At 70.3% G+C, this 24,161-nt stretch carries 18 protein-coding genes and 4 tRNA genes; 12 read left to right on the top strand and 10 right to left on the bottom strand.

Translation table 11 applies throughout. The features are described 5' to 3' along the window. Positions 1 to 2: 2 nt before the first annotated feature. The 6 genes from ACFJGV_RS02560 to ACFJGV_RS02535 all read right to left on the bottom strand — a co-directional run bounded on the left by ACFJGV_RS02560 (position 3) and on the right by ACFJGV_RS02535 (position 8,306). Positions 3 to 539: a dihydrofolate reductase family protein gene (locus ACFJGV_RS02560; RefSeq protein ID WP_378146601.1), complete on the bottom strand. Its 537-nt coding sequence runs from the start codon at positions 537 to 539 to the stop codon at positions 3 to 5. A gap of 32 nt (positions 540 to 571) precedes the next feature. After that, a complete protein-coding gene (locus ACFJGV_RS02555; RefSeq protein ID WP_378146599.1) occupies positions 572 to 3,004 on the bottom strand; it encodes a glycoside hydrolase family 15 protein in 2,433 nt (810 codons plus the stop codon). A 69-nt stretch (positions 3,005 to 3,073) separates the two neighbouring features. Further along, positions 3,074 to 5,209, bottom strand: a complete 2,136-nt coding sequence (locus ACFJGV_RS02550; protein ID WP_378146598.1) for a 3-hydroxyacyl-CoA dehydrogenase NAD-binding domain-containing protein — start codon at positions 5,207 to 5,209, stop codon at positions 3,074 to 3,076. Further along, positions 5,206 to 6,417 carry a thiolase family protein gene (locus ACFJGV_RS02545; protein ID WP_378146596.1) on the bottom strand — a complete coding sequence of 404 codons (1,212 nt, stop codon included), beginning with the start codon at positions 6,415 to 6,417 and terminating at the stop codon, positions 5,206 to 5,208. Before ACFJGV_RS02545 ends, ACFJGV_RS02550 begins: the two co-directional genes overlap by 4 nt. 73 nt (positions 6,418 to 6,490) lie before the next feature. Continuing rightward, positions 6,491 to 7,717 carry an HRDC domain-containing protein gene (locus tag ACFJGV_RS02540; protein ID WP_378146594.1) on the bottom strand — a complete coding sequence of 409 codons (1,227 nt, stop codon included), beginning with the start codon at positions 7,715 to 7,717 and terminating at the stop codon, positions 6,491 to 6,493. Further along, positions 7,710 to 8,306: a DUF3000 domain-containing protein gene (locus ACFJGV_RS02535; protein WP_378146593.1), complete on the bottom strand. Its 597-nt coding sequence runs from the start codon at positions 8,304 to 8,306 to the stop codon at positions 7,710 to 7,712. Before ACFJGV_RS02535 ends, ACFJGV_RS02540 begins: the two co-directional genes overlap by 8 nt. 115 nt (positions 8,307 to 8,421) lie before the next feature. Here ACFJGV_RS02535 and ACFJGV_RS02530 point away from each other — a divergent pair, with 115 nt between their 5' ends. Then, positions 8,422 to 9,600: an alpha/beta hydrolase family protein gene (locus ACFJGV_RS02530; RefSeq protein ID WP_378146591.1), complete on the top strand. Its 1,179-nt coding sequence runs from the start codon at positions 8,422 to 8,424 to the stop codon at positions 9,598 to 9,600. Here ACFJGV_RS02530 and ACFJGV_RS02525 read toward each other — a convergent pair. Together ACFJGV_RS02525 and ACFJGV_RS02520 are read right to left on the bottom strand one after the other, a co-directional pair. Then, on the bottom strand, positions 9,597 to 10,046 hold the full coding sequence (locus ACFJGV_RS02525) for a SufE family protein (RefSeq protein ID WP_378146589.1): 450 nt from the start codon (positions 10,044 to 10,046) through the stop codon (positions 9,597 to 9,599). The two genes, ACFJGV_RS02530 and ACFJGV_RS02525, sit on opposite strands and share 4 nt — an antisense overlap. Positions 10,047 to 10,062: 16 nt before the next feature. Then, positions 10,063 to 10,962 carry a sulfurtransferase gene (locus ACFJGV_RS02520; protein ID WP_378146587.1) on the bottom strand — a complete coding sequence of 300 codons (900 nt, stop codon included), beginning with the start codon at positions 10,960 to 10,962 and terminating at the stop codon, positions 10,063 to 10,065. Between the two features lie 162 nt (positions 10,963 to 11,124). Here ACFJGV_RS02520 and zapE point away from each other — a divergent pair, with 162 nt between their 5' ends. The 3 genes from zapE to ACFJGV_RS02505 all read left to right on the top strand — a co-directional run bounded on the left by zapE (position 11,125) and on the right by ACFJGV_RS02505 (position 14,278). Then, complete coding sequence (gene zapE, locus ACFJGV_RS02515) at positions 11,125 to 12,168, top strand: cell division protein ZapE (protein WP_378146586.1); 1,044 nt, start codon at positions 11,125 to 11,127, stop codon at positions 12,166 to 12,168. Positions 12,169 to 12,460: 292 nt separating this feature from the next. Further along, entirely contained in the window at positions 12,461 to 13,717 is a 1,257-nt protein-coding gene (locus ACFJGV_RS02510) for an ammonium transporter (protein WP_378146584.1), read from the top strand. A 90-nt stretch (positions 13,718 to 13,807) separates the two neighbouring features. Continuing rightward, the gene (locus ACFJGV_RS02505) at positions 13,808 to 14,278 is read left to right on the top strand and encodes a cyclase (protein WP_378146583.1); all 471 of its coding nucleotides are present in this window, start codon (positions 13,808 to 13,810) and stop codon (positions 14,276 to 14,278) included. Here the strand turns inward: ACFJGV_RS02505 and ACFJGV_RS02500 are convergent. Beyond that, positions 14,235 to 15,047, bottom strand: a complete 813-nt coding sequence (locus ACFJGV_RS02500; RefSeq protein WP_378146581.1) for an EI24 domain-containing protein — start codon at positions 15,045 to 15,047, stop codon at positions 14,235 to 14,237. The two genes, ACFJGV_RS02505 and ACFJGV_RS02500, sit on opposite strands and share 44 nt — an antisense overlap. Before the next feature lie 108 nt (positions 15,048 to 15,155). Here ACFJGV_RS02500 and ACFJGV_RS02495 point away from each other — a divergent pair, with 108 nt between their 5' ends. Both ACFJGV_RS02495 and ACFJGV_RS02490 read left to right on the top strand, forming a co-directional pair. Next, complete coding sequence (locus ACFJGV_RS02495; protein ID WP_378146580.1) at positions 15,156 to 15,404, top strand: hypothetical protein; 249 nt, start codon at positions 15,156 to 15,158, stop codon at positions 15,402 to 15,404. Positions 15,405 to 15,839: 435 nt separating this feature from the next. Further along, the gene (locus ACFJGV_RS02490) at positions 15,840 to 16,742 is read left to right on the top strand and encodes a DUF4352 domain-containing protein (protein WP_378146578.1); all 903 of its coding nucleotides are present in this window, start codon (positions 15,840 to 15,842) and stop codon (positions 16,740 to 16,742) included. 212 nt (positions 16,743 to 16,954) lie between these two features. Here ACFJGV_RS02490 and ACFJGV_RS02485 read toward each other — a convergent pair. Then, positions 16,955 to 17,030: transfer RNA gene (locus tag ACFJGV_RS02485), tRNA-Val, on the bottom strand. A 151-nt stretch (positions 17,031 to 17,181) separates the two neighbouring features. Between ACFJGV_RS02485 and ACFJGV_RS02480 the strand changes: the two genes are divergently transcribed. From ACFJGV_RS02480 to ACFJGV_RS02455, 6 genes are all read left to right on the top strand, one after another. Next, positions 17,182 to 17,254 (top strand) — tRNA-Gly (locus ACFJGV_RS02480). Positions 17,255 to 17,290: 36 nt separating this feature from the next. Continuing rightward, a tRNA-Cys gene (locus ACFJGV_RS02475) sits at positions 17,291 to 17,364 on the top strand. A 14-nt stretch (positions 17,365 to 17,378) separates the two neighbouring features. Further along, positions 17,379 to 17,450, top strand: a tRNA-Val gene (locus ACFJGV_RS02470). A 329-nt stretch (positions 17,451 to 17,779) separates the two neighbouring features. After that, positions 17,780 to 18,364: an alpha/beta hydrolase gene (locus tag ACFJGV_RS02465; RefSeq protein WP_378146577.1), complete on the top strand. Its 585-nt coding sequence runs from the start codon at positions 17,780 to 17,782 to the stop codon at positions 18,362 to 18,364. 305 nt (positions 18,365 to 18,669) lie between these two features. Then, positions 18,670 to 22,611 carry an IPT/TIG domain-containing protein gene (locus ACFJGV_RS02460; RefSeq protein ID WP_378146575.1) on the top strand — a complete coding sequence of 1,314 codons (3,942 nt, stop codon included), beginning with the start codon at positions 18,670 to 18,672 and terminating at the stop codon, positions 22,609 to 22,611. Positions 22,612 to 22,712: 101 nt separating this feature from the next. Then, the gene (locus ACFJGV_RS02455) at positions 22,713 to 23,963 is read left to right on the top strand and encodes a putative Ig domain-containing protein (protein ID WP_378146573.1); all 1,251 of its coding nucleotides are present in this window, start codon (positions 22,713 to 22,715) and stop codon (positions 23,961 to 23,963) included. The last annotated feature ends 198 nt before the right edge of the window (positions 23,964 to 24,161 follow it).

Below are 24,161 nucleotides of genomic sequence, written 5' to 3'. Positions count from 1 at the left end.
CCTCAGGTGAGACGGTAGGTGACGCCGAGCGCTCCGCTCGGGTACGTCGTCGTGGCCTCGGCGGTGAGCGCCCGCGTGCCTGCCAGGGGGAGGAGCGGTGCGCCCGCGCCGAGCACGACCGGCATGATCGTGAGATCGACGACGTCGAGGAGCCCCGCGTCGGCGAGGGCGGCGGCGATCGCCCCGCCGCCGACGATCCAGACGTCGCGCCCGTCGGCGGCCTCGACCCACCCGGCGTGCAGGTCGACGACGTCGCCCGACTCGAAGCGGATGTCGGCGCCCTCGACGGCGACGGAGAGCTCGCGGTGCGTGAGCACCCGAGTCTGCAGGCCGTCGTAGGGCCAGGTCTCGAGACCCTCGCCGAGCACGAACTCGTAGGTGGTCGACCCCATGACCACCACGCCCACCTTCTCGAGGAACGCCTCGTAGTGGGGCGAGAACTCCTCCATGCCGAACTCGAGGAGCCAGTCGAGTCGGCCCTCGCGGTCGGCGATGAAGCCGTCGATGCTGGAGGCCACGTAGTAGATGGTGCTGCTCATGGCGGCGACGCTACCCGTGGCCTCCGACATCCTCAGGGCCGCCAGGTGTCGCGATACACCGGACTGCCGGAGCCGGGCAGGGTCACCGTCCGATTGGCGCCGGACTCCCACGTCACGCGCCCGTCGGCCGACTTCCGGATGTACTTGTACTCGATGGCGACCCCCGCCGGCAGCGCCACCTCGACGGCCCAGTCCGGGTACGCCGCGCTCGAGAGACGGATCGCCTTGGAGGTGTCCCACCCGCCGAGGGCGGGGATGCTCCCGACGACGAACACGCTCTCGCCCCACGTCGTGGTGGCGTTCGCACGGAAGGTGGCCTCGACACCGGTCGCGTACCGGGCCGTGACGACCGCGGGGGTGTCGACGTTGCGACCGGCGCTGATCGACTGCGCGAGCCTGACGTACTGCGCCATCGCCCAGGCCAGGGGAGCGGCCGAGTCGGTCGCCTCGCCCGCGGTGAAGCGACCGGTGTCGGCGCTGTCCCAGACCTGCTCGGGGATCATGTAGGCGTCGTTCGCGGTCTGTGCCATGGAGCGGAGGTAGGGCATCGCATCGCGCCCGTTGGCGAGCTCGTACTCCCCCCGCTCACCGGCGAGCACGGGCCAGGGGCGCCCGATGCCGCCGGGGGACTTCGTGAACGGCGAGCCGTCCGCGTGCTCGCCGTAGCCGTCGAGGTTGTAGCGGCGCCACATCGGCCCGGACGGGGTCTCGACGCGCAGGCGAGCATCCGTGACGGACACGGAGGCGGCGATCGTCGGGTCGTCGGCGGCACGGATGCCCAGGCGAACCAGTTCGAGGAAGCCCGCGTCGACCAGCTCGCGCTCGTCGAGGCATCCGGCGCCGTTCGAGTCGCAGATGGTCGAGCTGTCGTCGGGAGCCCCGGCGCCATCGATCCGCTCGTAGTGAGCAGTCGGGATCGCGCCCGAGTGCGTGACGGTCCACGATTCGAGACTCGCCCGCCACAGGTCGGCCGTGTCTCGGTAGCGGGCCGCCGACGCCGTGTCGCCGTTCTTCGCCGCTATGTCGGCGGCAGCGACGAGGCTCGCGATCTCGTTCGCGATCGTCGAGGGGGAGAAGCCCGCTTGCTCCTCCCATCGCTCCTGCGGCGTGGACGGACCGTGGGCCAGGAGGTAGTCGGCGGACAGCTTCAGCTTGCTCCAGGTGGCTCGATCGGAACGGCCCAGCATCGACGCGAGGATGGCGGGCACCGCCACCTCGTCGAGTTGGATCACCGTGAGGCTGGTGTCCCTGCCGTCGACGTAGGTGTTGTGCGGCATGCTGCCGTCGGGCCGTTGCTGCACGGTGAGCATGTAGTCGAGCGCCCGCCCCGCCGCGGCGCGATCGCCGGCGGCCAGGAGCGCCGTCGCCGTTTGGTACAGGTCACGCGCCCACACGGCGTGGTATCCGGGGTCGTGCAGGTCTCCCGGGACGGACTGTCCCCACGGGACCGACAGCGAGGCCACGAAGCCGCCACGATACGTCTTGTCCTCGTGGGCGCGCAGCGTCATCACCGCGACGTCGTACTGAGTCTCGAGGCTCGTGCCGGTCACGCTCGACGGAGCGGGCGAGAGGGACGCGAGATACCCGTGCCAGCCCGTCACGTACGCGGCCTCCGTCGCGGCGAAGCCGTCGCCCAGGGCGCCTGCAGCGGACCCCTGCGCGTCGGTGAGCGTCGATCCGAAGCCGAGGGCGAGCGTGAAGCTGGTGTCGCGGCCGACGGGGATCTCGGCGGACTGCACGACGTTGCCGTCGGTGGCGGCCGAGCCGTAGAGCGTCGACAGACGGTGGTCGGCGGTGAGCTGACGGTACGGATCGCTGGCCGTCCCGCTGTATCCGGTCGTGGTGTCGCCGAATCCGAGCGAGGAGGCGAGCACGGCCGAGGTGGACCCGCCCTGCGAGGTCAGCATCCCGTCCACGGTGCCGCCGCGGTTGGCATTGCCGTCGCCGCCGGTCGAGGGGTTGAAGAGCACGTAGAGGTGCAGCGGTGTGGTGCCGCTGAGCTGCTCGAAGCGCGTGGCGATGAGGAGCGTCTGCCGGCTAGGGCTCGTCACGTACGTCTTGGTGATGCGGAACGACCCGTCCTTCGCCGTGTCGGTCTGCCGGTACTCGAGGGCCTCCGGATCGACCAGCGTGGTCTCGTGCACGGTGTCGTCGCGCTCGACGTACGTGCGCGAGGCACCGTCGGCGACGACGTACTGGAGGTCCTGGACCTGGGGGCGGTCGACCGTGGGGTAGAAGACCTCGGTCGTGGTGCCGGCGCCCAGGGTGTACCAGACCTTCGAGCTGTCGGCGGTGGCCGTGCCGAGGCCGTGCTTGTCGCCACTGGTCCAGGTGGCCGCGACGCCGGGCGCACCAGGGGCGACCGGGACGACCGGCGCGGCGGTCGCCGAGGAGATCGGGACGAGCCCGAGGCCGACGGCGAGGACGCCGACGGCGGTGAGAGAGGAGAGGATGCGACGGTGCATCCGGACACCATACACGAGAGCTGATTATTTCTCAGCTACCGCTAGGATGTGTCCGGATGCGACCGCTCGCTAGTCGACGCCGAGGATCGGCGGGTGGTGGAACGTGTCGCCGAAGACGCGCTCGGAGGCGCCCACACGGTCGAGGTACGGAGTGAGCCCACCCATCTGGAACGGGTAGCCGGCGCCCAGGATGAGGCAGAGGTCGATGTCCTCGGCCGCCTCGACGACGTGGTCCTCGAGCATCCGGTGCACCTCGTCGGCCAGGCCGTCCTCGACTCGACGGCGGATCTCCTCCGCCGTCATCGGGGTGGTGCCACCGGAGACGATCTTCACGGCCTTCTTGTCGAAGCCCTTGATCTTGCCCTTGTCGTCGCGCTCGTAGATGCGTCCGTGCTCGGCAAGCTCGTGCAGGTTCCTGCTGTCGAAGAATCGGTCGGGGAACGCCTTGTAGTGCGTGTCGAGCACGTGCGCGCCCACCTTGAGCCCCACGAGCTCGAGCAGCTCGAACGGGCTCATCGGCAGCCCGAACGGGTCGAGCGCGTGGTCCATCACCTCGAACGGTGTGCCGGTGTCGACGGCGTGCATCGCCTCGCCGAGCACCTTGGCCAGGATGCGGTTGACCACGAACCCTGGCGTGTCGCGCGTGATCACGGCATTCTTCTTGAGCTTCGCCGCAGTGACCATCGCGGTCGAGAGCGTCGCGTCGTCGGTGTGGGGGGTCTTCACGACCTCGATCAGCGGCATCACGGCCACCGGGTTGAAGAAGTGGAAGCCCACCAGACGCTCAGGGTGGCTGAGCTTCGCGCCGATCTCCTCGACCGACAGCGACGAGGTGTTCGTCGCGAGCACGGCCGTCTCGGAGACGTACTTCTCGATGTCGGCGAAGACGTCCTGCTTCACGCCGAGCTCCTCGAAGACGGCCTCGATGACCCAGTCGCAGTCCGCGAAGTCGGCGCGGTCGGTGGTCCCCGTGATGAGCGCGTTGAGGCGGTTCGACTCGTCCTGCGAGATCCGGCCCTTCGACAGCAGCGTGGCGATCTCGCCGCGGATGTAGTCGAGGCCCTTGTCGACACGGGCCTGGTCGAGGTCGGTGATGACCACGGGGACACGGAGTCGACGGACGAAGAGCGTCGCGAACTGGCTGGCCATGAGGCCGGCTCCGACGATGCCCACCTTCGTGACGGGCTTGGCGAGCTTCTTGTCGGGCGTCCCCGCCGGTCGCTTCGCGCGCTTCTGCACGAGGTCGAACGCGTAGATGCTCGCGCGGAACTGGTCGCCCGCGATGAGGTCGGCGAGTGCCTCGTCCTCGCGCTCGAAGCCCTCCTCGGGCGTGCCCGACTTGGCCGCCTTGAGCAGGTCGAGCGCGCGGTAGGGCGCCTTCGCGACGGTGCCGATGCGCGACTCGAGCATCTTGCGTGCGATGCCGACGGCGGCATCCCACTTCACGAGGCGCTCCATCTTGCCGGGCTCGTTCGGGCGCTTGACCTTCACAGTCCCGGAGATGACCCCGTCGGCCCAACGCAGCGAGTCCTCGAGGAAGTTCGCGCCCGGGAAGATCGCGTCGGCGATGCCGAGGTCGAACGCCTCCCGGCCCTTCAGGGTGCGGTTGTTCTTCAGCGGGTTCTCGATGATCACCTTGAGGGCGTTCTCGATGCCGATGAGGTTCGGCAGCAGGGTCGCGCCGCCCCAGCCCGGGATGATGCCGAGGAACACCTCGGGGAACGCCAGCGCCGGGATCGACTCGTCGATCGTCCGGTAGTCGGCGCCCAGAGCCACCTCGACGCCGCCGCCGAGGGCGAGGCCGTTGATGAACGCGAACGAGGGAACGCCGGTCGCCTTCATCTTGGCGAACGTGGCGTGGCCCAGCTGCCCCATCTTGAGCGCCGTCTCGCGGCTGTCGAGCGAGCCGACCTTGCTGAGGTCGGCTCCCGCGGCGAGGATGAACGGCTTGCCGGTGACGGCGACCGCGTGGATCTCGCCGCGATCGGCGCGCGCCTTCAGCTCGTCGAGCACGCGACCGTACTCGAGGAGCGTGCGCGGGCCGAGCGTGTTCGGGCGGGTGTGGTCGCGGTCGTTGTCGAGCGTGACGAGCGCCAGGGTCTTCCCGCTGGCGAGCGGCACGTCGCGGACGTACGAATGGGTGACCACCTCGTCGTCGCTCATGGCGTCGAGCGAGGAGAAGTCGATCGTGCTGTAGTCGGTCATCGTGCCTTCCGCTCCGCCTTCTTGCTCCAGTGGGGGTTCTCCCAGATGACCGAGCCGCCCTGGCCCAGGCCGATGCACATCGCGGTCAGTCCGTACCGCACCTCCGGGTGCTCCTCGAACTGACGGGCGAGCTGGATCATCAGGCGCACGCCCGACGAGGCCAGCGGGTGCCCGAAGGCGATCGCGCCGCCCCACGGGTTCACGCGGGGGTCGTCGTCGTCGATGCCGAAGTGGTCGAGCAGCGACAGCACCTGAACGGCGAACGCCTCGTTGAGCTCGAACAGCCCGATGTCGTCGATCGAGAGCCCGGCCTTCCGCAGCGCCTTCTCGGTCGACGGCACCGGTCCGATGCCCATGATCTCGGGCTCGACACCGGCGAAGGCGAAGGAGACCAGGCGCATCTTCACGGGGAGACCGAGCTCCTTCGCGGTGGCCTCGCTCGCGATGAGCGACGCGGTCGCGCCGTCGTTGAGGCCCGCTGCGTTGCCCGCGGTGATGCGGCCGTGCGGGCGGAACGGCGTGCGGAGCGCGGCGAGGCCCTCCATCGTGGTCTCGGGACGCATGACCTCGTCGCGCACCGCCAAACCCCATCCGCTCTCGCTGCGGGTCGCCACGGGGACCAGGTCGGGCTGGATCTTCCCGTTCTCGTAGGCGGCGGCGGCCTTCTGCTGGCTGCGCATCGCGTAGCGGTCGGACCGCTCCTTCGTCAGCTGCGGGAAGCGGTCGTGGATGCGCTCCGCCGTCGCGCCCATGACGAGAGCATCCTCGCCGACGAGGCGCTCCGCGAGGAACCGCGGGTTCGGGTCGGCGCCGAAGCCCATCGGATGCCGCCCCATGTGCTCCACGCCGCCGGCGATGGCCAGGTCGTACGCTCCGAAGCCGATGGCGCCGGAGACGGTCGTGACGCTCGTCATGGCTCCCGCGCACATCCGGTCGATGGCGTAGCCCGGCACCGACTTCGGCAGCCCGGCGAGGATCGCCGCCGTGCGGCCGAGGGTGAGCCCCTGGTCGCCCTGCTGCGTCGTCGCGGCGATGGCCACGTCGTCGATGCGCTCCTTCGGCACGTTCGGGTTGCGCTCGAGCAGACCGATGATGGCCTTGACCACCAGGTCGTCCGCTCGTGTCTGCCAGTACATGCCCTTCTCGCCCGCCCGCCCGAACGGCGTACGCACGCCGTCGACGAAGACGACCTCAGATCTCTCGGCCACTCTGCCTCCTGTCAGCTCGAATCCGAATCGATCCTAGAAGGGCTCAGGGCCCGGGCAACTCCTTTGCCCGAACCTACGAATCGGTCTCGGTGCCCTCGGCGGCCTCTTGGTGGCCCTCTACAAAAGCACGGGCGATCGTCTGTGCAGTCAGTTCAATCTGCCAGGGTCGTGCGCCGAGCTCGGCGAGGGCGTCGCCGACCGACTCCGGGGTGATCTCGACGGGCGGCTCCCACGCCACGCGGCGCAGGAAGTCGGGCGTCAGCAGGTTCTCGAGCGGGATGGCGCGGTCGGTCGCGATCTCGGTGAGCGCGGCACGAGCGGCCTTGAGGCGGAAGTCGGCCTCGGGGTTCCGGTCGCTCCAGCTGCGCGGCGGGGGGAGGGTGTCGCCTCCTCCTGAGCGTCGCTGCACGGGGATGTCGTCGGTCGTGCGGGCACGCTCGATGGCGTTCCACCAGCGGTCGAGCTCGGTGCGGCTGGCCCGCCCGGAGAACTGCTTGAGGCCGGCGAGGTCGCGGCGCGACTCGGGCAGCGCCCGCGCCGCGGCGATGAGCGACGTGTCGGGGACGAGCCGACCCGGCGAGACGTCGAGCTCGCGGGCGAGGGCGTCGCGGGCGAGCCACAGCTCGCGGGCGGCGGCGAGGTGACGATCGGGGCGGAGCGAGTGGATGCCGCTGAGTCGGCGCCAGGGCTCGGCCAGCGGAGGCTTCTCCTCCTTGGCCACCACAGCCGCGAACTCCTCCACCGCGATCCGCTCCTTGCCCTGCTGCTTCAGCAGCACGGCGAGAGAGTCGCGGAGGTCGAGGAGCAGCTCGACGTCGAGCGCGGCGTACTCCAGCCAGGAGGCGGGGAGGGGCCTCGTGGACCAGTCGGCCGCGGAATGCTCCTTGGCGAGGTGGATGCCCAGGAGCTCCTCGACGACGGCGCCGAGCCCCACGCGCGGCAGGCCGAGCAGACGGGCGGCGAGCTCGGTGTCGAAGACGGTGACCGGATCGAGTCCGACCTCGCGGAGGCAGGGCAGGTCTTGACTGGCCGCGTGCAGCACCCACTCGGCGTCGCCGATGACCGACTGCAACGGAGCGAACTCGCCGATCGCGGGCGGATCGAACAGGTAGGTGCCCGCGCCACGGCGGTACACCTGGATCAGGTACGCGCGCTGGGAGTATCGGAACCCGCTCGCCCGCTCGGCGTCAACGGCGACCGGGCCGTGACCGAGGGCGAGCTCCTCGACCGCGTCGTGGAAGTCGTCGACGTCGGCTATGACCGTGCGCTGGGGCGTCTCGAAGGTCTCCGCGTCACTCACGACGAGCTCTTCTGGCCTGCAGCATGGTCACGCCCTCCACCGCGGGCGGAAGGCCGGCGAGCATGCAGAGCAGCTCGCCCCAGCCCTCGACGTGAGCCTTGATGTCGTGATCGCTCGGCGACCACGACGCCCGCAGCTCGATCTGGGCGCCGTCACCCTGGTCGGCGAGCTCGCCGAACCCGGTCGACAGGATCTTCGTCGCCGTCCCGGACGCCGACGTGTACTGCGCGCCGTGGGCGTCGAGCGCATCGACCAGCCACGACCAGGCCACGTCGGCGAGGAACGGGTCGAGCCCGATCTCGGTCTCGAGGGGGGCCTGCGCGAAGCACACCACACGGAAGGGGCCTCCCCAGGCCTCCGGTTCCTCCGGGTCGTGCAGGAGGATGAAGCGGCCGGTGCCGAGATCGGAGTCGGCGCCGTGGCGCGTGGGGGAGACGTCGGCCGCCAGGGCGACCGCGTGGGGGGCGAGGTTCGCGGGGGCCGGGATCTCGTGCACCACGAGCTCCTGGCGGGTCTCCGCGCGGCGCAGTGAATCGAGCGCTGCCGCGAAGATCGCTGGGATCTCGGGGGTGAAGGGAGAGTCGGGCACGTTACGCAGACTAGAGTTCTCGCGGGGCCGGATCGCGCAGCCACGCCGATCCACGGGCGAGCGGCCGAGCGCGGCGACACACCGCTCTCGCCGCCGGAACAGGTCGGAGACGAGCATGACGACGCGCCGCGACAGAGCCGACGTGCCGGGATGGGCGATCGCCGCCCTCATCGGCGGGACGGCGGCCACACTGCTCGCCGCGGCCGGCGCCGTCGTGACCGCGCTGGTCTCCCGCGCAGTGGTGATCCCCTCGGCCCCCGAGGACGACGTCGAGATCCTCGGCTACGACGAGACGGAGGGCACCGTGACCCTCTCGGTGACCAACGACTCCATCCTCCCCGGCGTCTACAGCCTGAGGTTCTCGGCCGACTCCGGCCACGCGCGGGTCGGCGAGGTGCGGAGCGTCGCCGACGGCGCCGTGGTGCGCCCCGTGCTGGGCGTCGACTACGGCGACCTGACGAGGGCGCGGTCGGGCCGGATCAGCGGCTGGTTCTACACGCACCCCCGCGAGCTCGGCGTGCCGGTCGACGAGGTCGAGGTGATCACCCCCGTGGGCCCCGCCCCCGCCTGGTTCGTGCCCTCTCCCGACGGTGTCGGGCGGAAGTGGGTCATCCAGACCCACGGGCGCGGCGTGCGGCGCGGCGAGACCATCCGGGCGATCCCGGTGTTCCGCGACCACGGCTACAGCTCGCTGCACATCTCCTACCGCAACGACGGCGAGGCGCCGCCCTCCGCCGACGGCCGGTACGCCCTCGGCGACACCGAGTGGCAGGACCTCGACGCAGCGATCGCGTACGCGGTGGCGCACGGCGCGGAGGACATCCTGCTCATGGGCTGGTCGATGGGCGGGGCGATCTCGCTGCAGGCCATGGGCCGCGCGGAGCACCGCGACCGCATCCGGGGGATCGTGCTCGACTCGCCCGCCATCGACTGGCAGGACATCCTGCGCTTCCACGGCAGGGCCCGCCACGTGCCGGAGCTCGTCGGCGACGCGGCGTTCGCGACGCTCTCGCACGGCTGGGGTGCGGTCGCCACGGGACAGAGCGAGCCGCTCGACCTGGAGCGGCTCGACTTCGTGCGCCGCGCCGCCGAGGTGACGCTCCCGCTCCTCGTGATGCACAGCGACGACGACGACTACGTGCCCGTCTCCGGGTCTCGGCGTCTCGCGGAGGCGCGCCCCGACGCCGTGACGTACGTGCCGTTCCAGATCGCCGGGCACACCAAGCTCTGGAACTACGACCGCGACCGCTGGAACACCGCGATCAGCACCTGGCTCACGGCGCAGGGGCTCTAGCGAGACCCGCCGCTCGCCAGACGCTCGCGCAGCTGGCGCTTCGTGCGGCCGAGCAGCGCCGTCATGCCCCGGATGCGCAGCGGCGACACCGCGCGCGTGAGGCCGATGGTGTTGGGGAAGTCGTCGGGGATCGCGAGCACCTCGTCGACCCCGAGACCGTCGATGCCCTGCACGAGGATCGACGCGAACCCGCGCGTGGTCGGCGCCTCCTTCGGCGCGGTCGCGTGCAGATGCACCACGCCGTCCTCCACCTCCACGAAGATGAACACCGGCGACTGGCACTCCACCACCCGCTCGAGGAGGTCGGGGGAGTCGCGGTAGCGCTCCGGGAGCTCGGGCAGCTCGTTCGCGAACTCCAGGAGCATCTCCAGACGCGACCGCTCGTCCAGGGCGAGGAAGTCGTCGCGGATCTCGGCGAGCGAGGCGGGCAGCGCTGTGTCGGTCATCCCCTCCAGCATCGCACTACTTCGCGGGCACCTGGCCCGGCTCGGCGCCCGTGACGATCGGGACGCGCACCGCGCTGCCCCACTCGGTCCACGACCCGTCGTAGTTGCGCACATCCGGCAGGCCCACGAGGTGGGTGAGGACGAACCAGGTGTGGCTCGACCGCTCGCCGATGCGACAGTACGCGATCACCGGCTCGTCGCCCACGAGGCCCGCGCCGTCACGGTAGAGCGCGTTCAGCTCGTCGATGCGCCGGAAGGTCCCGTCCTCGGCCGCGGCCTTGCCCCACGGCACGTTCGCCGCCGACGGGATGTGGCCCGCGCGGAGCGCACCCTCCTCCGGGTACGCGGGGGCGGTGGTGCGCTCGCCGGTGTACTCCTCGGGGGAGCGGACGTCGATGAGGGGCGCGCCGAGGTGCGCGAGCACGTCGTCCTTGAAGGCGCGGATGCGCGAGTCGTCGCGCTCCACCACCGGGTACTCGACGGCGACCCGCTCGGGGCGGTCGGTGGTGATGGGGCGGCCCTGCGAGATCCACAGGTCGCGGCCACCGTCGAGGAGACGGACGTCCTCATGTCCGAAGAGGGTGAACACCCACAGCGCGTACGCGGCCCACCAGTTGTTCTTGTCGCCGTAGATCACGACGGTGCTGTCGCGCGAGATGCCCTTGCCGCCGACGAGCTCGGCGAAGGAGGCACCGTCGATGTAGTCGCGCAGCACCGGGTCGTTGAGGTCGGTGTGCCAGTCGATCTTCACCGCGCCGGGGATGTGGCCCGTCTCGTAGAGCAGCACGTCCTCATCCGACTCGACCACGACCACCTCGGGGTCATCGAGGTGCGCCTGCAGCCATTCGGTGCTGACGAGGCGTTCCGGATGCGCGTAGCCGGCGAAGTCGGGTGACGGATCTGCGGCGACGGACATGGTGATGACCTCCTGTGGCCCGCGTGGTCGGAGCCGCACGCGCGGCGGTCTAGGGTGGTTCTGGCTCCGCATCCCACCCTATTTCCTTGCCGGTGCACCGATGCCGAGCCGGTAGCACTTCGACACACTCCACACCTGGATCACGAGGCGGAACGCGCGGACATGACTGGCGAGCGACAGGCGGTAGGGCTGCGGCTCGTCGACCGCACCCCGACGATCTCGGCGACCGAGCTCGCCCAGACCCTCGTGCCGCCGCCCCAGTTCGACCAGGCGTCGTTCGACACCTACCGGCCCGATCCCGACTACCCCTCCCAGCAGGAGGCCCTCGACAAGATGCGGGCCTTCGCCGCGTCGTGGGGCGTGCAGAAGAGCTCCGGCGGCGGACTGTTCGGCCGCCGGAAGCCGAAGGCGCCGGCGACGAAGCCCGGCGTGTACCTCGACGGAGGCTTCGGCGTGGGCAAGACGCACCTGCTCGCTGCGCTCTGGCACGCGGCCCCCGGCCGCAAGTACTTCGGCACGTTCATCGAGTACACGGCTCTCGTCGGCGCCCTCGGCTACGCCCAGGCGGTGCAGCTGCTGACGGGCGCGTCGTTCATCGCGATCGACGAGTTCGAGCTCGACGATCCGGGCGACACCATGCTGATGACGCGCCTGCTCGGCGAGCTCGCCACCACGGGCACCCGCCTCGCAGCCACCTCGAACACGCCCCCGAACGCGCTCGGCGAGGGGCGCTTCGCCGCCGCCGACTTCCTCCGCGAGATCCAGGCGATCGCCGACCGCTTCGACATCGTGCGGATCGACGGCGTCGACTACCGCCGCCGCGACATCGAGGGCCACGCTGCGTCGCTCCCGGACGCCGCCGCGGTGCTCGACGCCGCCTCCGAGCACGCCGCGACCGGCGAGACGGTCGCCGTCGACTCGTTCGCGGATCTCGTGAGCCACCTCGGCACCATCCACCCGTCGCGCTACATCCGGCTCATCGACGGGGTCGACGTCATCGCGCTGACCGAGGTCGTGCCGCTCACCGACCAGACCGACGCGCTCCGCTTCGTCGCGTTCGTCGACCGCGTCTACGACGCGCAGATCCGCATCCTCGCGTCGGGCACCCCGCTCGACGAGGTCTTCGCGGGCGACATGATGAACGGGGGATACCGCAAGAAGTACCTGCGCGCGGTGTCCCGGCTCATCGCCTCCGCGACCGTCTGAGCCGCCTCTCCGCGGCCGCTTGAGCCGCCCTACCGCGGCCCTCTGAGCCGCCGCCCCGCGGCCTCCGCGATCGTACCCCGCGTTCCGGGGGCATTCCCCGGTCGCGGAAACACGATGTTTACATTCGCGCTCACGCCGTAACACGGCGTACACACTCCGAGCGCCCTCGCGAAACACCCCACCGACAGACTCGACCTGCTCGTTACAAGCGCAGGGGGTCACGTGTCGGACCTCTCCGCGTGCACAGCATGAACCACCCGTAGGCACGGAAACAGAGAGGTAAACCTTCGATATGGAAGAAGTAACCGGCAACCTGAACTCGCTGTGGTTGCTCGTTGCGGCGGCCCTGGTGCTGCTCATGACCCCTGGCGTCGCTTTCTTCTACGGCGGCATGGTCAAGGCCAAGAGCGTCGTCTCGATGATGATGATGAGCTTCGGCGCGATGGGCCTCGTGGGGGTCCTCTGGGTGCTCTACGGCTACGGCATCGCCTTCGGCACCCCGCTCATCCCCGGTCTCCTCGGAAACCCGTTCGACGGCCTCATCGGCCTGTCGAGCCTCCTCGGGATCGACGACACGGGTGCGATGACTCCGGACCTCGCCTCGCTCGCGTTCGTGGGCTTCCAGGCCACGTTCGCGATCATCACCGTCGCCCTCATCTCCGGTGCGATCGCCGACCGCGCCAAGTTCGGCGCCTGGATGGTCTTCGCCGGCATCTGGGTCACGATCGTCTACTTCCCGGTCGCCTTCTGGGTGTTCAACCTCGCTGAGGGCTGGGCTCCGGTCTGGGGCGTCAACGACTTCGCCGGTGGCACCGCGGTGCACATCAACGCCGGAGCCGCGGGTCTCGCTCTGGCTCTCGTCCTCGGTCGCCGGGTCGGATTCCAGAAGGGCATCCAGAAGCCGCACAACGTGCCGCTGACCCTGCTCGGCGCCGCCCTGCTCTGGTTCGGCTGGTTCGGCTTCAACGCCGGATCCGAGGCCGCCGTCGACGGTGTCGCCGCGATCGCGTGGATCAACACCCTCGCCGCTCCGGCCGCCGCGATCCTGGGCTGGCTGATCGTCGAGAAGATCAAGGACGGCAAGCCGACCTCGATCGGAGCTGCGTCGGGTGCCGTCGCCGGTCTGGTCGCCATCACCCCTGCCTGTAACATCCTGACCCCCGGCTGGGCGATCGTCCTCGGTGTCACGGCGGGTGCCCTCTGCTGCCTCGCGATCGAGCTCAAGTTCAAGCTCGGCTTCGACGACTCGCTCGACGTCGTGGGCATCCACCTCGTCGGCGGCCTCTGGGGAACGCTCTACATCGGCATCTTCGGCGCCGGCATCGGCCTCCTCGACACCGGTTCGGGCGAGCAGCTGCTGAAGCAGTTCGTCGCCGCGATCGCCGTGCTCGCGTACTCCTTCATCCTCGCCTTCATCATCGGCTGGATCATCCAGAAGACCATGGGCTTCCGGATCACCAACGAGGACGAGGTCGCCGGTGTCGACACCGTCGTCCACGGCGAGGAGGGCTACGCGATCGAGGCCTACGAGGTCGAGACCGTCCGGTAGGACCCACACCGCTCGCCCACGGGAACGGGCAGTCGAGGGGCGTCATCCGCGAGGATGGCGCCCCTTCGGCATTCCAGGAAGGATCGGAGCATGGCCAGCTCGTTCGTCGTCCGCACGAGGACGCGTCACCCCGCCGAGGCTCTGTTCGACCTCTCGCTCGACGTCGGCGCGCACGTCGACTCGATGGCGGCGACCTCCGAGACCACGATCGGCGGGGTCACCTCGGGTCGGATGGCGCTGGGGGAGTCGGTGACCTGGCGTGCCCGGCACCTCGGCGTGACCTGGACCATGACCTCGCGGATCACCGCCCTCGACCGCCCGCACCGCTTCGTCGACGAGCAGGTGGCGGGTCCGTTCCGCTCGTTCCGGCATGTGCACCTCTTCGAGAGGCGCGAGGGCGTCACCCTCATGACCGATCTCATCCGGTTGGAGTCGCCCGTGTTCGGGCGCGTCGGGGAACGGGTCGTGCTGGTACCCCACCTGCGGCGGCTCATCGGAGAGCGCAACCGGGCTCTGCTCAGGATGCTCGACGCGGAGGAGTCGGCGGCCCGACAGGGGTAGTGCCGTCCGGGCGCGGGGCCCGGGGGAGCAGCGCCTCGCGGGCGAGGAGCGTCGCGCCCGCGGCGGCGGCCGGCATCACGAACACCGCTCCCAGGGGGAGCAGGAACAGCAGGTAGACGGTCACCCCGAACCCCAGCGTGCGCGCTCGGCGCACCCCCAGCATCCGCCTGCGATCACGGAGGGTGAGGGCGCGGGCGTCGAAGGCATAGCCGGTGAGCTCGATCGCGAGCACCCAGCCGCCGAACAGCGCGGCGAACACGGGCACCACCGTCTGCCCGATCACCGGGATGAGTCCGCCGGCGAACAGCAGGAGGCCCACTGCGGCCGTGAGCAGCAGCATCCGGAGCGTCGTGACCAGACCCCGGCGCATCTGCCCCCAGAAGCCGCCCGCTGCCTCCTCCGGCGGTGCGCCGCTCTCGCGCTCTTCGACGTGGAAGCGGATCCGCTCGTAGAACGGATCGCCGACCACCAGCGTGATCGCCGTGTACGTGAACACGACGACGAGAACGGCCAGGCCGACCAGGGCCGCGCCGGCGGCGAGTCTGAGCGCCGTGCGCCAGCCAGCGTCCCAATCGTCGGCGAACGGGGTGATCGTCTCGGTGAGGGTCGGCAGGGCGATGATGAGCGCGATGATGCCCGCCAGGTAGACGAGGCCCACGATCAGCGCCGGGATCGCGCCGAGCAGCATGAGCCGCGGCGCGCTCGCCCAGAGGGCGAGACCCCTTCCGAGCACGCCGACGCCGCCGAAGAACTCGCGCAGGACTCGCATCCCCCCGATCGTATCGGGGTGCATCCTCAGCGCATCGGAAGCTTCGCACCCCTGGTGGCCGCGGTCGAACGGGAGCAGAGTGACAGCGACGACGAAAGGAACACGCCCATGTCGAAGAAGAAGGACCTCGAGAACCTCGGGTTCGACCCCATCAAGCTCGTCCACGACCTCGGTCTGCAGAGCAAGCACGCCTACATCGCGGGCTTCGCCTCGATCGTGCTGAGCCTCCTGGCCTGGCTCGCCTCCCGCGGCAAGAAGGACGACCGCGCGCAGTCCGACCGCTGGGGCATCTTCGTGGGCCACTGGGCGCCCACCTTCTTCGCCATCGGCCTCGCCCTGAAGCAGGAGGAGCGCTGACGCGCCTCCAGCCGCACCGACCTGCGCCCGGTCGTTCCTCGGAACGGCCGGGCGTCGTCGTGTGCGACGTCCGTCGCCGTCAAGAGGTACCGCCAGAACGAACACGGGGCGTAAGTGCGGCCGTGATGGCGCTGAGCGTACCTTTCGGCGGTCAGCAGGCGGGTCTAGCGCATCGCCACAGGTCAGAAGAGGCGGTTGCCACCGGCGCACGACAGGGGTGAGATGAAGCAACCCCCGGTCGGCAGGGTGGGGACTCATGGCCGGCCGGGGGACTCACGGCCGGCTTGACACGCTTCATCCCCGTACTCGTCGGGGCCGCCCGATAGCCGAGACGCGCCGATCGTCCGTCTGGCCTCCTGCGTGCGAGAATGCACGAACACAGTTCGGGGGGACTGTCGGTTCCCCCACCCACGCAACACCTCGAGGGGGAGCACCATGTCAGAGCAGCCGCCCGCCGGGCAGCCGAACCCGCCCCAGCCGGGATACCCGCCGCAGCCTCAGTATCAGCAGCCTCAGTACCAGCAGCCGGGCGGGTACCCACCGGCCCCTCAGAGTCGATTCAACGGGCTCGGCCTCGCCTCGCTGATCGTGGGCGGCCTGTCGCTGCTGTTCGCATTCGTCCCGTTCGCCAACTACGCCTCCGGGTTCTTCGCCTTCATCGGCATCGTCCTCGGAATCATCGGCCTCGTGCTGAAGGGACGTGCCAAGCTCCTCGCGATCATCGGCACGGCGATCAGCGTCATCGCGCTGATCCTCTCCATCGTCCTCGCCATCGTCTACACGGCCGGCTTCGTGAACGCCGTCGATGAAGCGGTCACCATCGATCCGCCCTCGATCACCGTGCCCGAGAGCACTGCGGGAGGATCCGATTCCGGGTCGTCTGGCAGCTCTGAGCAGTCCACCATCGGCACGCGGGAGGACCCCGCGCCATTCGGCAGCACGGTGACCATCAGCACGTTCGAAGGCCCCGTGTGGGACGTCAGCGTCGGCACACCCGTCCTGAACGCCATCGATCAGGTGAAGGCGGGCAATCAGTTCAATCCCGACCCCGCACCCGGAAACCAGTACGCGATCATCCCGGCGACGGTCACGTACCTCGGCGACAGCAGCGGCCGTCCCTTCGAGCTCCAGTTCTCTTACGTGTCTCCCTCGGGCCAGAGCTACGATCCGACGTTCGTCGTCTTGGATGGTCAGCTCACCGATGTGGACGAACTGCTCAGCGGCGCGTCCGGTTCCGGCAACGTCGTCTTCGAGATCCCGTCTGAGGGTGCCGAGCAGGGCACCTGGTCGGTGTCGTATGTGTTCAGCGACGAGAAGGTCTACTTCGGCGCGAAGTAGATCCGTCGACACCGCGAAGGCGGGTCGCGCGCTCTTCGGAGTGTCGCGTCCCGCCTCTCCTGTTTCGGCGACAGGTCCGACGAGCTCGCCGCGCCTGTCAGCGGTCGCCGTCCGGACGAGGCTGCCCTGATGTGTCTGAGTAGAGAGAAGTTAGATCCGGACTGGCGGCGAGATCCGCGAGGTCGCGGGGGAGGATGTCTCGGCGGAGGAGATGGTGGGCGATACCAGACTCGAACTGATGACCTCTTCCGTGTGAAGGAAGCGCGCTACCAACTGCGCCAATCGCCCGTCTTGCAGGAATCGATACTAGCGGATGCGGAGGGCTCTCGTTGACCACGACGCGCTCCGCCACCCGCCGGTCACGGTCGCGACACGCCGATTTTGTCATCGCGTCGAGTTTCGGTTAGAGTCTCTGAGCACGCAGAAATGCGAGCGAAATGCGGATGTAGCGCAGTTGGTAGCGCATCACCTTGCCAAGGTGAGGGTCGCGAGTTCGAGTCTCGTCATCCGCTCGAGTGCAGAGTACTCGTGTGTGGGATCCCAAACACGGTGGCGTGGCCGAGAGGCGAGGCAGCGGCCTGCAAAGCCGTCCACACGGGTTCGAATCCCGTCGCCACCTCCACTCATGTCACCCCCGGGCGATTGGCGCAGCGGTAGCGCGCTTCCCTGACACGGAAGAGGTCACTGGTTCGATCCCAGTATCGCCCACACAGAACGAAGGCCCCCGGAGAGATCCGGGGGCCTTCGTCGTTCCCGGGACGTCCCCTCGACGGGCGGGGGCCCGTCCGATCCTGAGCCAACTCCGGACTTTCACTGCGCCACGCCGCGAGAAGTCCGGAGTCAGCTCGAATCCGGCCGAGATCCCGGAGTTGGCCCGCGCCTCGAGCGGCGGACCGCAGGTGAGAGCGGACGGGACGCCGCCCGGCCGGATGCAGCCGCACAACGGCTCCGAGGGGAGCGGCAGGCTCTCTCGGTAGGCTCGTGGACCGGAGAGCGGAAGGCACCGCCTCGACACCGCCTGCGAAAGGATTCCCGACATGGCCGACTCCCACACCCCCGACACGGCGCAGACGTTCGAGCCCGAGGGGCGTGCCATCCCGTTCGCAGAGGAGGGCGCCGGGCCGGTCGTCGTGCTGATCGCCGAGCGCGGCGAGGGGATCGGATACCTCGGTGCGCTGGCGCACTCGCTGTCGCAGGAGGACTTCCGCGTGGTGCGGATCGGCGGACGCGCCGACGAGGACTCCGCCTCGGGGCCGGAGGAGCGCGCGCAGGACGTCGTCGACCTGCTCGACCACATCGGCGTCGGCGACGCGTGGATCGGCGGACACGGACACGGCGGCACCATCGCCCGCTACGTCGCCCTCGAGCACCATGATCGCGTCGACGGCGTGCTCCTGCTCGGGGTCGAGCCCCTGCAGCCGCCGCTGGCGGCCGGTCTGCCGGTGCTGGTGATCCAGGGCACGGCCGACGACGTCACCCCCGCCCAGTACGGCCAGACGCTGCAGGAGTCCGCTCCCGAGCTGGTGAGCGTCGTGGCCGTGGAGGGCGCCGGGCACGACTTCCCCGCCTCGCACGTGGGCGAGACCTCCTGGGCCATCGAGGACTACCTCGACTGGGACTGATCGCCCCGCCGGGAATACCCCCGCGGACCGTCTGAGGCAACCCCGCTGATCCCGGATCCACTACCGGGATCAGCGGTCGCACTACCGCTTCGACTACTGGAAACCTGCCCGGGCTACTGGCTTCTGTCCGGTGCTCAGCATTCTCACGGCAGCATCAGGGCCATCGGTGCGTGATGCGCCGACGCCCTCTGTCAGCGCTGACGAGGGCTGTGCACTGAGGTGAACAGGGGTACGCAGTGAACAGACGAACGTCCGGGCCCGAACGAGAGTCAGCGGGGGTGTTCGGCAGCCGATGGAGGCGAGTCGTGGCTCCCGTCGCGTTCGGTGTCACCGCCGCCATGGTGGCCTTCTTCGGCGGATCCGCGGCGATCGCCGCGCCCACCGACCGCGCGGAGGCCGAGGGGCTCTTCCTCTCGGGTGGGAGCGCGGCCGTAGACCTCGACTCGGTCGCCGAGCTCGCGGGGCCGTACAACGCCTTCCCGCCCGGGGACGCGGAGGACGCGCCGCTCGACATCACCGCCCTCCAGGCGATCGAGCTGGGACTCGGGGTCGACCTCTTCGGCGACAACAGCATCCTCACGCTCGGAGCCGTCGGCCAGTACGCCAGCACCTCGTCCGCGGGAGCCTTCGCCTCGTCCGGACTCCTCGGCGCCGACGGCGCCATCCAGGCCGGCACCGGTGCGCCGGGGGAGAACACGACCCTCACGCTCACCCCGGTGCTGGACGCCGTGGGCGCCGACGACCTCATCTCGACGCTGGCGGTGGAGCTCGGCGCGGTCTCCGCGCAAGCGGAAGCCACGCGAGGCGCATCGGTGACCCCTGAGGGCGACTACCAGATCGCCAGCGGGGACGTCACGCTCACGTCTCCCGCCCTCGCGACCCTCCTGGCCGATCTGGACGCCGCACTCGCGGGCACCAGCGATGACGTGAACGCCCTCGCGGTCGACGGCGGACCGATCGACACCACGGTGGACGGACTGCTCGACGGGGTGACGACGATCCTCGATGGAGTCCTCCCCGGCGCCGTCGCGCTCGACGCCGATGTCACGACCGAGCTGGCTCTCGATCTCGGCGAGGCCCTCGACACCGTCTCGGCAGACGAGTTCGTCAGCGGACCGGTGGCTCTCACGCTCTCCACCGGCACCATCACGATCGACCTCGATCAGCTCTACGCGCTCAACGCGCTCCCCGAGGACACCACGCTTCTCTCGGATGACGCGATCAACGCGCAGATCAGCGAGGCGCTGAGCGACATCCTCACGGCGCAGCTGCCCACGGCCCTCGAGACCGCGCTGGACGACGTGCTCGACACGACCGCGCTCGACATCGACGTGACCGCTGAGGTGGACACGCTCCTCGGCATCGACATCGGCGACCTGGTGATCAGCATCGACGGGACGGTCGGCGGCCTGCTCGCCAACCCGGGCACCGACGCCCCGACGGTCTCCCTCGACGGCACCGAGATCCTCGGGCTCGACCTCGCCGACGTGCTCGAGCCGGTCACGGACTACGTCGTCGACTCGGTCCTCCCCGCGGTGGGTGGCCTCGTCGACGCCGCCCTCGACCCCGTGGGGCTGGAGGATGCGGTCACCACGATCGCGACCACCGCCGTCACGGCCCTCGACCCCCTGCTCGACGTGCTGAACACGGTGGTGCAGCTCACGGTGAACGTCAAGGAGTCGCCGGGCGACTTCCGCGATGCCGCGGGCACGGATGCCGGCTCGTTCACGCAGCGGGCCGTGCAGGCCGTGGTCGCCCCCGGACTGGCCGGCAGCCTGATCACGCTGAACCTCGCGTCTGCGACGGTCCGCGCTCTGCCCCTCGCGGCCCCCGCCGGTCTGGCTATCACGCCCGTCCGCGGTCCGGTCACGGGCGGGACGCCGGTGACGATCACCGGGACGAACCTCGGCGACGTGACCGACGTCGTCTTCGGGGCGATCCCCGCGACGGGTGTGACTCTCAACGCGGACGGCAGCGTCAGCGCGATCGCGCCTCCCCAGGCGGCTCCCGGGCCCGTGGCGGTCACGGTGACCAACCCCGACGGATCCGACAGCTCGCTGACGTTCACCTACTTCGCGGTGACCGACGTCGACTCGATCGACCCCGACAGCGGGTCGACCGAGGGCGGGACCGACGTGACGATCACCGGTGTGTGCCTCACCGGCACCACCCAGGTGCTCTTCGACGGCGTTCCCGGCACCGACCTCGTGGTGACCGGCGACACGACGCTCACCGTGACCACCCCGCCGGGTGCCGCGGGCGAGGTCGACGTCACGATCGTCAACCCGACCGAGTGCGGTGGGCAGACGATTCCGGACGGCTTCACCTACGTCGAGCCGGGTGCACCCACCATCACGGGCATCGTGCCGGATCGGGGCCCTGAGACCGGCGGCACCACAGTGGTCCTCACCGGCTCGGACTTCACGGATGCGACGGCCGTGACATTCGACGGCGTGCCCGCTGCGAGCTACACGGTCGACAGTGACACGCAGATCACGGCGGTCACCCCGGCGCACGCGCCCGGTGTGGTGGACGTGGTCGTCAGCAACGCCGCGGGCGACTCGGCGGGCTTCGACTTCGAGTTCTTCGACGTCGCCGACATCACGGGAGTCGATCCGGGTGCCGGCCCCGAGGCGGGCGGAAACACCGTCGTCATCACGGGGAGCTGCTTCACCGGTGCCACCGCGGTGCTCTTCGGAGCCACTCCGGCCACGTCGTTCACGGTCGACAGCGACACGCAGATCACCGCGGTCGCCCCGGCCGGGACGGGCACGGTCGACGTGACGGTCGTGGGTGCGGGCGACTGCGGCACGGCCACGGACGACGACGGCTACGACTACGTCGCGCCGCCGACCATCACCGGCCTCGACCCCACCGGCGGCCCGGAGACCGGCGGCACGGTGGTCACCATCACGGGTGACGGCCTCACCGGCACCACCGGGGTCCTCTTCGGAGACGTGCCCGCCGCCTCGGTCACCGTGGTGAGCGACACCGAGGTGCAGGCGGTCACGTCGCCTCACGCTCCGGCCACGGTCCCTGTCACGGTGCAGCACCCGGGCGGCGACGTCGACGCGGGCGACTTCGTGTTCCTCGACGTGCCGACGATCACCACGATCACGCCCGACCAGGGTCCGGAGGACGGCGGAACCACCGTCGTCATCACCGGAGAGGGCTTCGACGGGGCGACCGGCGTGACCTTCGACGGCCTCCCGGGCACCGGGTTCACAGTCGACAGCGACACGCAGATCACCGTGGTGACCCCGCCGCACGCTCCGGCCACGGTCCCCGTGGTGGTGCTCCACCCGAACGGCGACTCGCCGGCCGAGGAGTTCACCTTCGTCGCCGGCACCGAGATCGACACGGTGACGCCTCCTGGCGGTCCCGAGGAGGGCGGCACCGTCGTCACCATCATCGGCACCTGCTTCACCGGCGCCACTGCGGTGCTGTTCGGCGACACCCCGGCCACCTCGTTCACGGTCGACAGCGACACGCAGATCACCGCGGTCGCACCGGCGGGCGTCGGGATCGTGGATGTGACGGTCGTGGGGTCCGCGGCCTGCGGTACCGACACCCTTCCCGGCGGGTACGAGTACACGGACGACCCGGTCATCGGCACCATCACGCCGACGACCGGACCCGAGACCGGCGGCACGGTCGTGACGATCACCGGGAGCAACCTCGGCGGCGCCACCAGCGTGACCTTCGACGGTGTTCCCGGTACCGACCTCACGATCGTCAGCGACACCGAGCTGACCGTCGTGACCCCGCCGGGGACACCCGGGGAGGCGGCCGTGGTCGTCACCGCGCCCAGCGGTGACAGCGATCCGGGCACGTTCACGTACACCACGGTCACCACGGTCGACGACACCGACCCGAGCACCGGGCCCACCGGTGGCGGCACGGAGGTCACCATCGTCGGGCACTGCTTCGCCGGTGCCACGGCCGTCCTGTTCGGCGACACGCCGTCGCCCGCCTTCGTGGTGATCGACGACACCCGCATCCGGGCCGTCGCCCCCGCCGCCGCCGGGCCCGGCACGGTGGACGTGACGGTGGTCGGTTCGGCGGCCTGTGGCGACGGAGTCCTGAGCGACGGATTCACGTACTACAAGGGCGCTGCAGCGGTCGGCGGCGGAGGAGGCCTGGCCTCCACCGGCGCCGCAGGGACCCTCGGGACGATCGGCGGCGCGCTCCTGCTGCTCGCCGCGGGCGTCCTGCTCTGGATGCAGCGCCGCCGCCGCGACGCGTAGCGGGTAGCGCCGTCGCAGTGGAGGGCCCTCGTCGAGAGACGGGGGCCCTCTTCCGTGGCCGACGACTTGGCCGACCATTCGACATGAGCTATCCTCACCGCATGCCAGAGTCGCCCCGCCGCCGTCGCTCCACTCTCGTCGTCATCTCGGCGACGCTCTCGATGGCCGCCGGGCTCGCCGTCGCCGCGCCTGCGCCACCGGCCGGCGCCGAGCCGACCGTCGAGGAGCGCTGGTCGAGCGTCCCGGGAGTGGGCATCGTCGACCTCGCGGCCACGGCATCCGGCCTCTACGCCGCCGACCACGTCGGCTCCCGCCTGCTGCGGATCGCGTCCGACGGCTCGGCCACGGTCGCCGCCGACCTGTCCTCGCACACCCCGTCGGCACTCGAACCGGATCGCGATGGCGGCGTCCTCGTCGTGAGCTTCGCGTCGTACTCCGTCCTCCGCGTCCGCCCCGACGGGTCGTCGCTCACCTGGACCGTGCCGCGGGGAGTCTTCATCGACGCCGTGGCTCCGATGCCCGACGGGTCTGTGCTCGTCTTCGGCGAGGGGTCGCGGACCGTGCTGAGGCTCGGGCCCGATGGCACGGTCGACCCTTTCGCGATCGACCTCGGCTTCTCGCCCACCGGGGTGCGCGCCGCCGTCACTGCCGCCGGCGACGTCTACTTCACCGACTCCGCCGGCCGCGCCGTCTACCGGCTCAGCGGAGGCGGTGTCTCCCCGATGCCCCGAGGCGGGGCAGCGCCGGGCTCTGCGCCGGTCGCACTGCAGGCAGGAGACGACGGTGTCGTCATCGCGTGGTCCGACGGCCTGATCGAGCGCCACGGTCGCGACGGCTCCGCGGCGGCCGTCATCGCTCCGGATCCGGCCATGGCCCCGCTCGGGGACATCGCCGTCGACCCGCGCGGCGTGTTCCTCACCACGCGGTCCCGCGGCCTCGTCGAACGGGCCGCCGACGGCTCGACCGTGCAGCTCGGTTCCACATCCGGACGCACGGTCGTCGTGGGGCCCGACGGCGTCGTCTACGCGGTGGGCGACTCCGGCCGGAGCATCACCCGCATCCACCCGGCGGCCGGCGCCACGCCCACGCTCACCTACGGCGCCACGATCGCCGGGGTGGCGGGCCACCCGCTGTCCGTGGTGCCCTCACGGGTGGCGTCGGATGCGGCGACCTACACGCTGACGAAGGGCGCGCTCCCACCCGGAGTCACCCTCAGCCCGACCGGCACGATCGACGGGACACCCACGTCGACGGGCGAGTTCCGTGCGCAGGTCACCGTGTCGACCGCGAGCGGACGCTCGACCGCCGACGTCGTGATCCGCATCCGCGGCGACCGCAGCGGGATGTACTGACCGGAGTGCGCTCATCGGTGCCGCACCCGGAAACGACGAAGGCCCCCGGCGAACCGGGGGCCTTCTCGAAGTTGGTGGAGGTTGCCGAAGCAACCCCCGCAGATGAACATACACGCAACACGGGTGGTTCGTCCAATCCGACCTCGCGCTCGGCGCGACTAGAGTTGATCCGTCAATCGAGACGACAGGAGAAGTCTG

It is taken from the genome of Cnuibacter sp. UC19_7, from assembly GCF_042699995.1.
Lineage (GTDB): Bacteria > Actinomycetota > Actinomycetes > Actinomycetales > Microbacteriaceae > Cnuibacter.
This window is presented reverse-complemented; position numbering and strand designations above follow the sequence as displayed.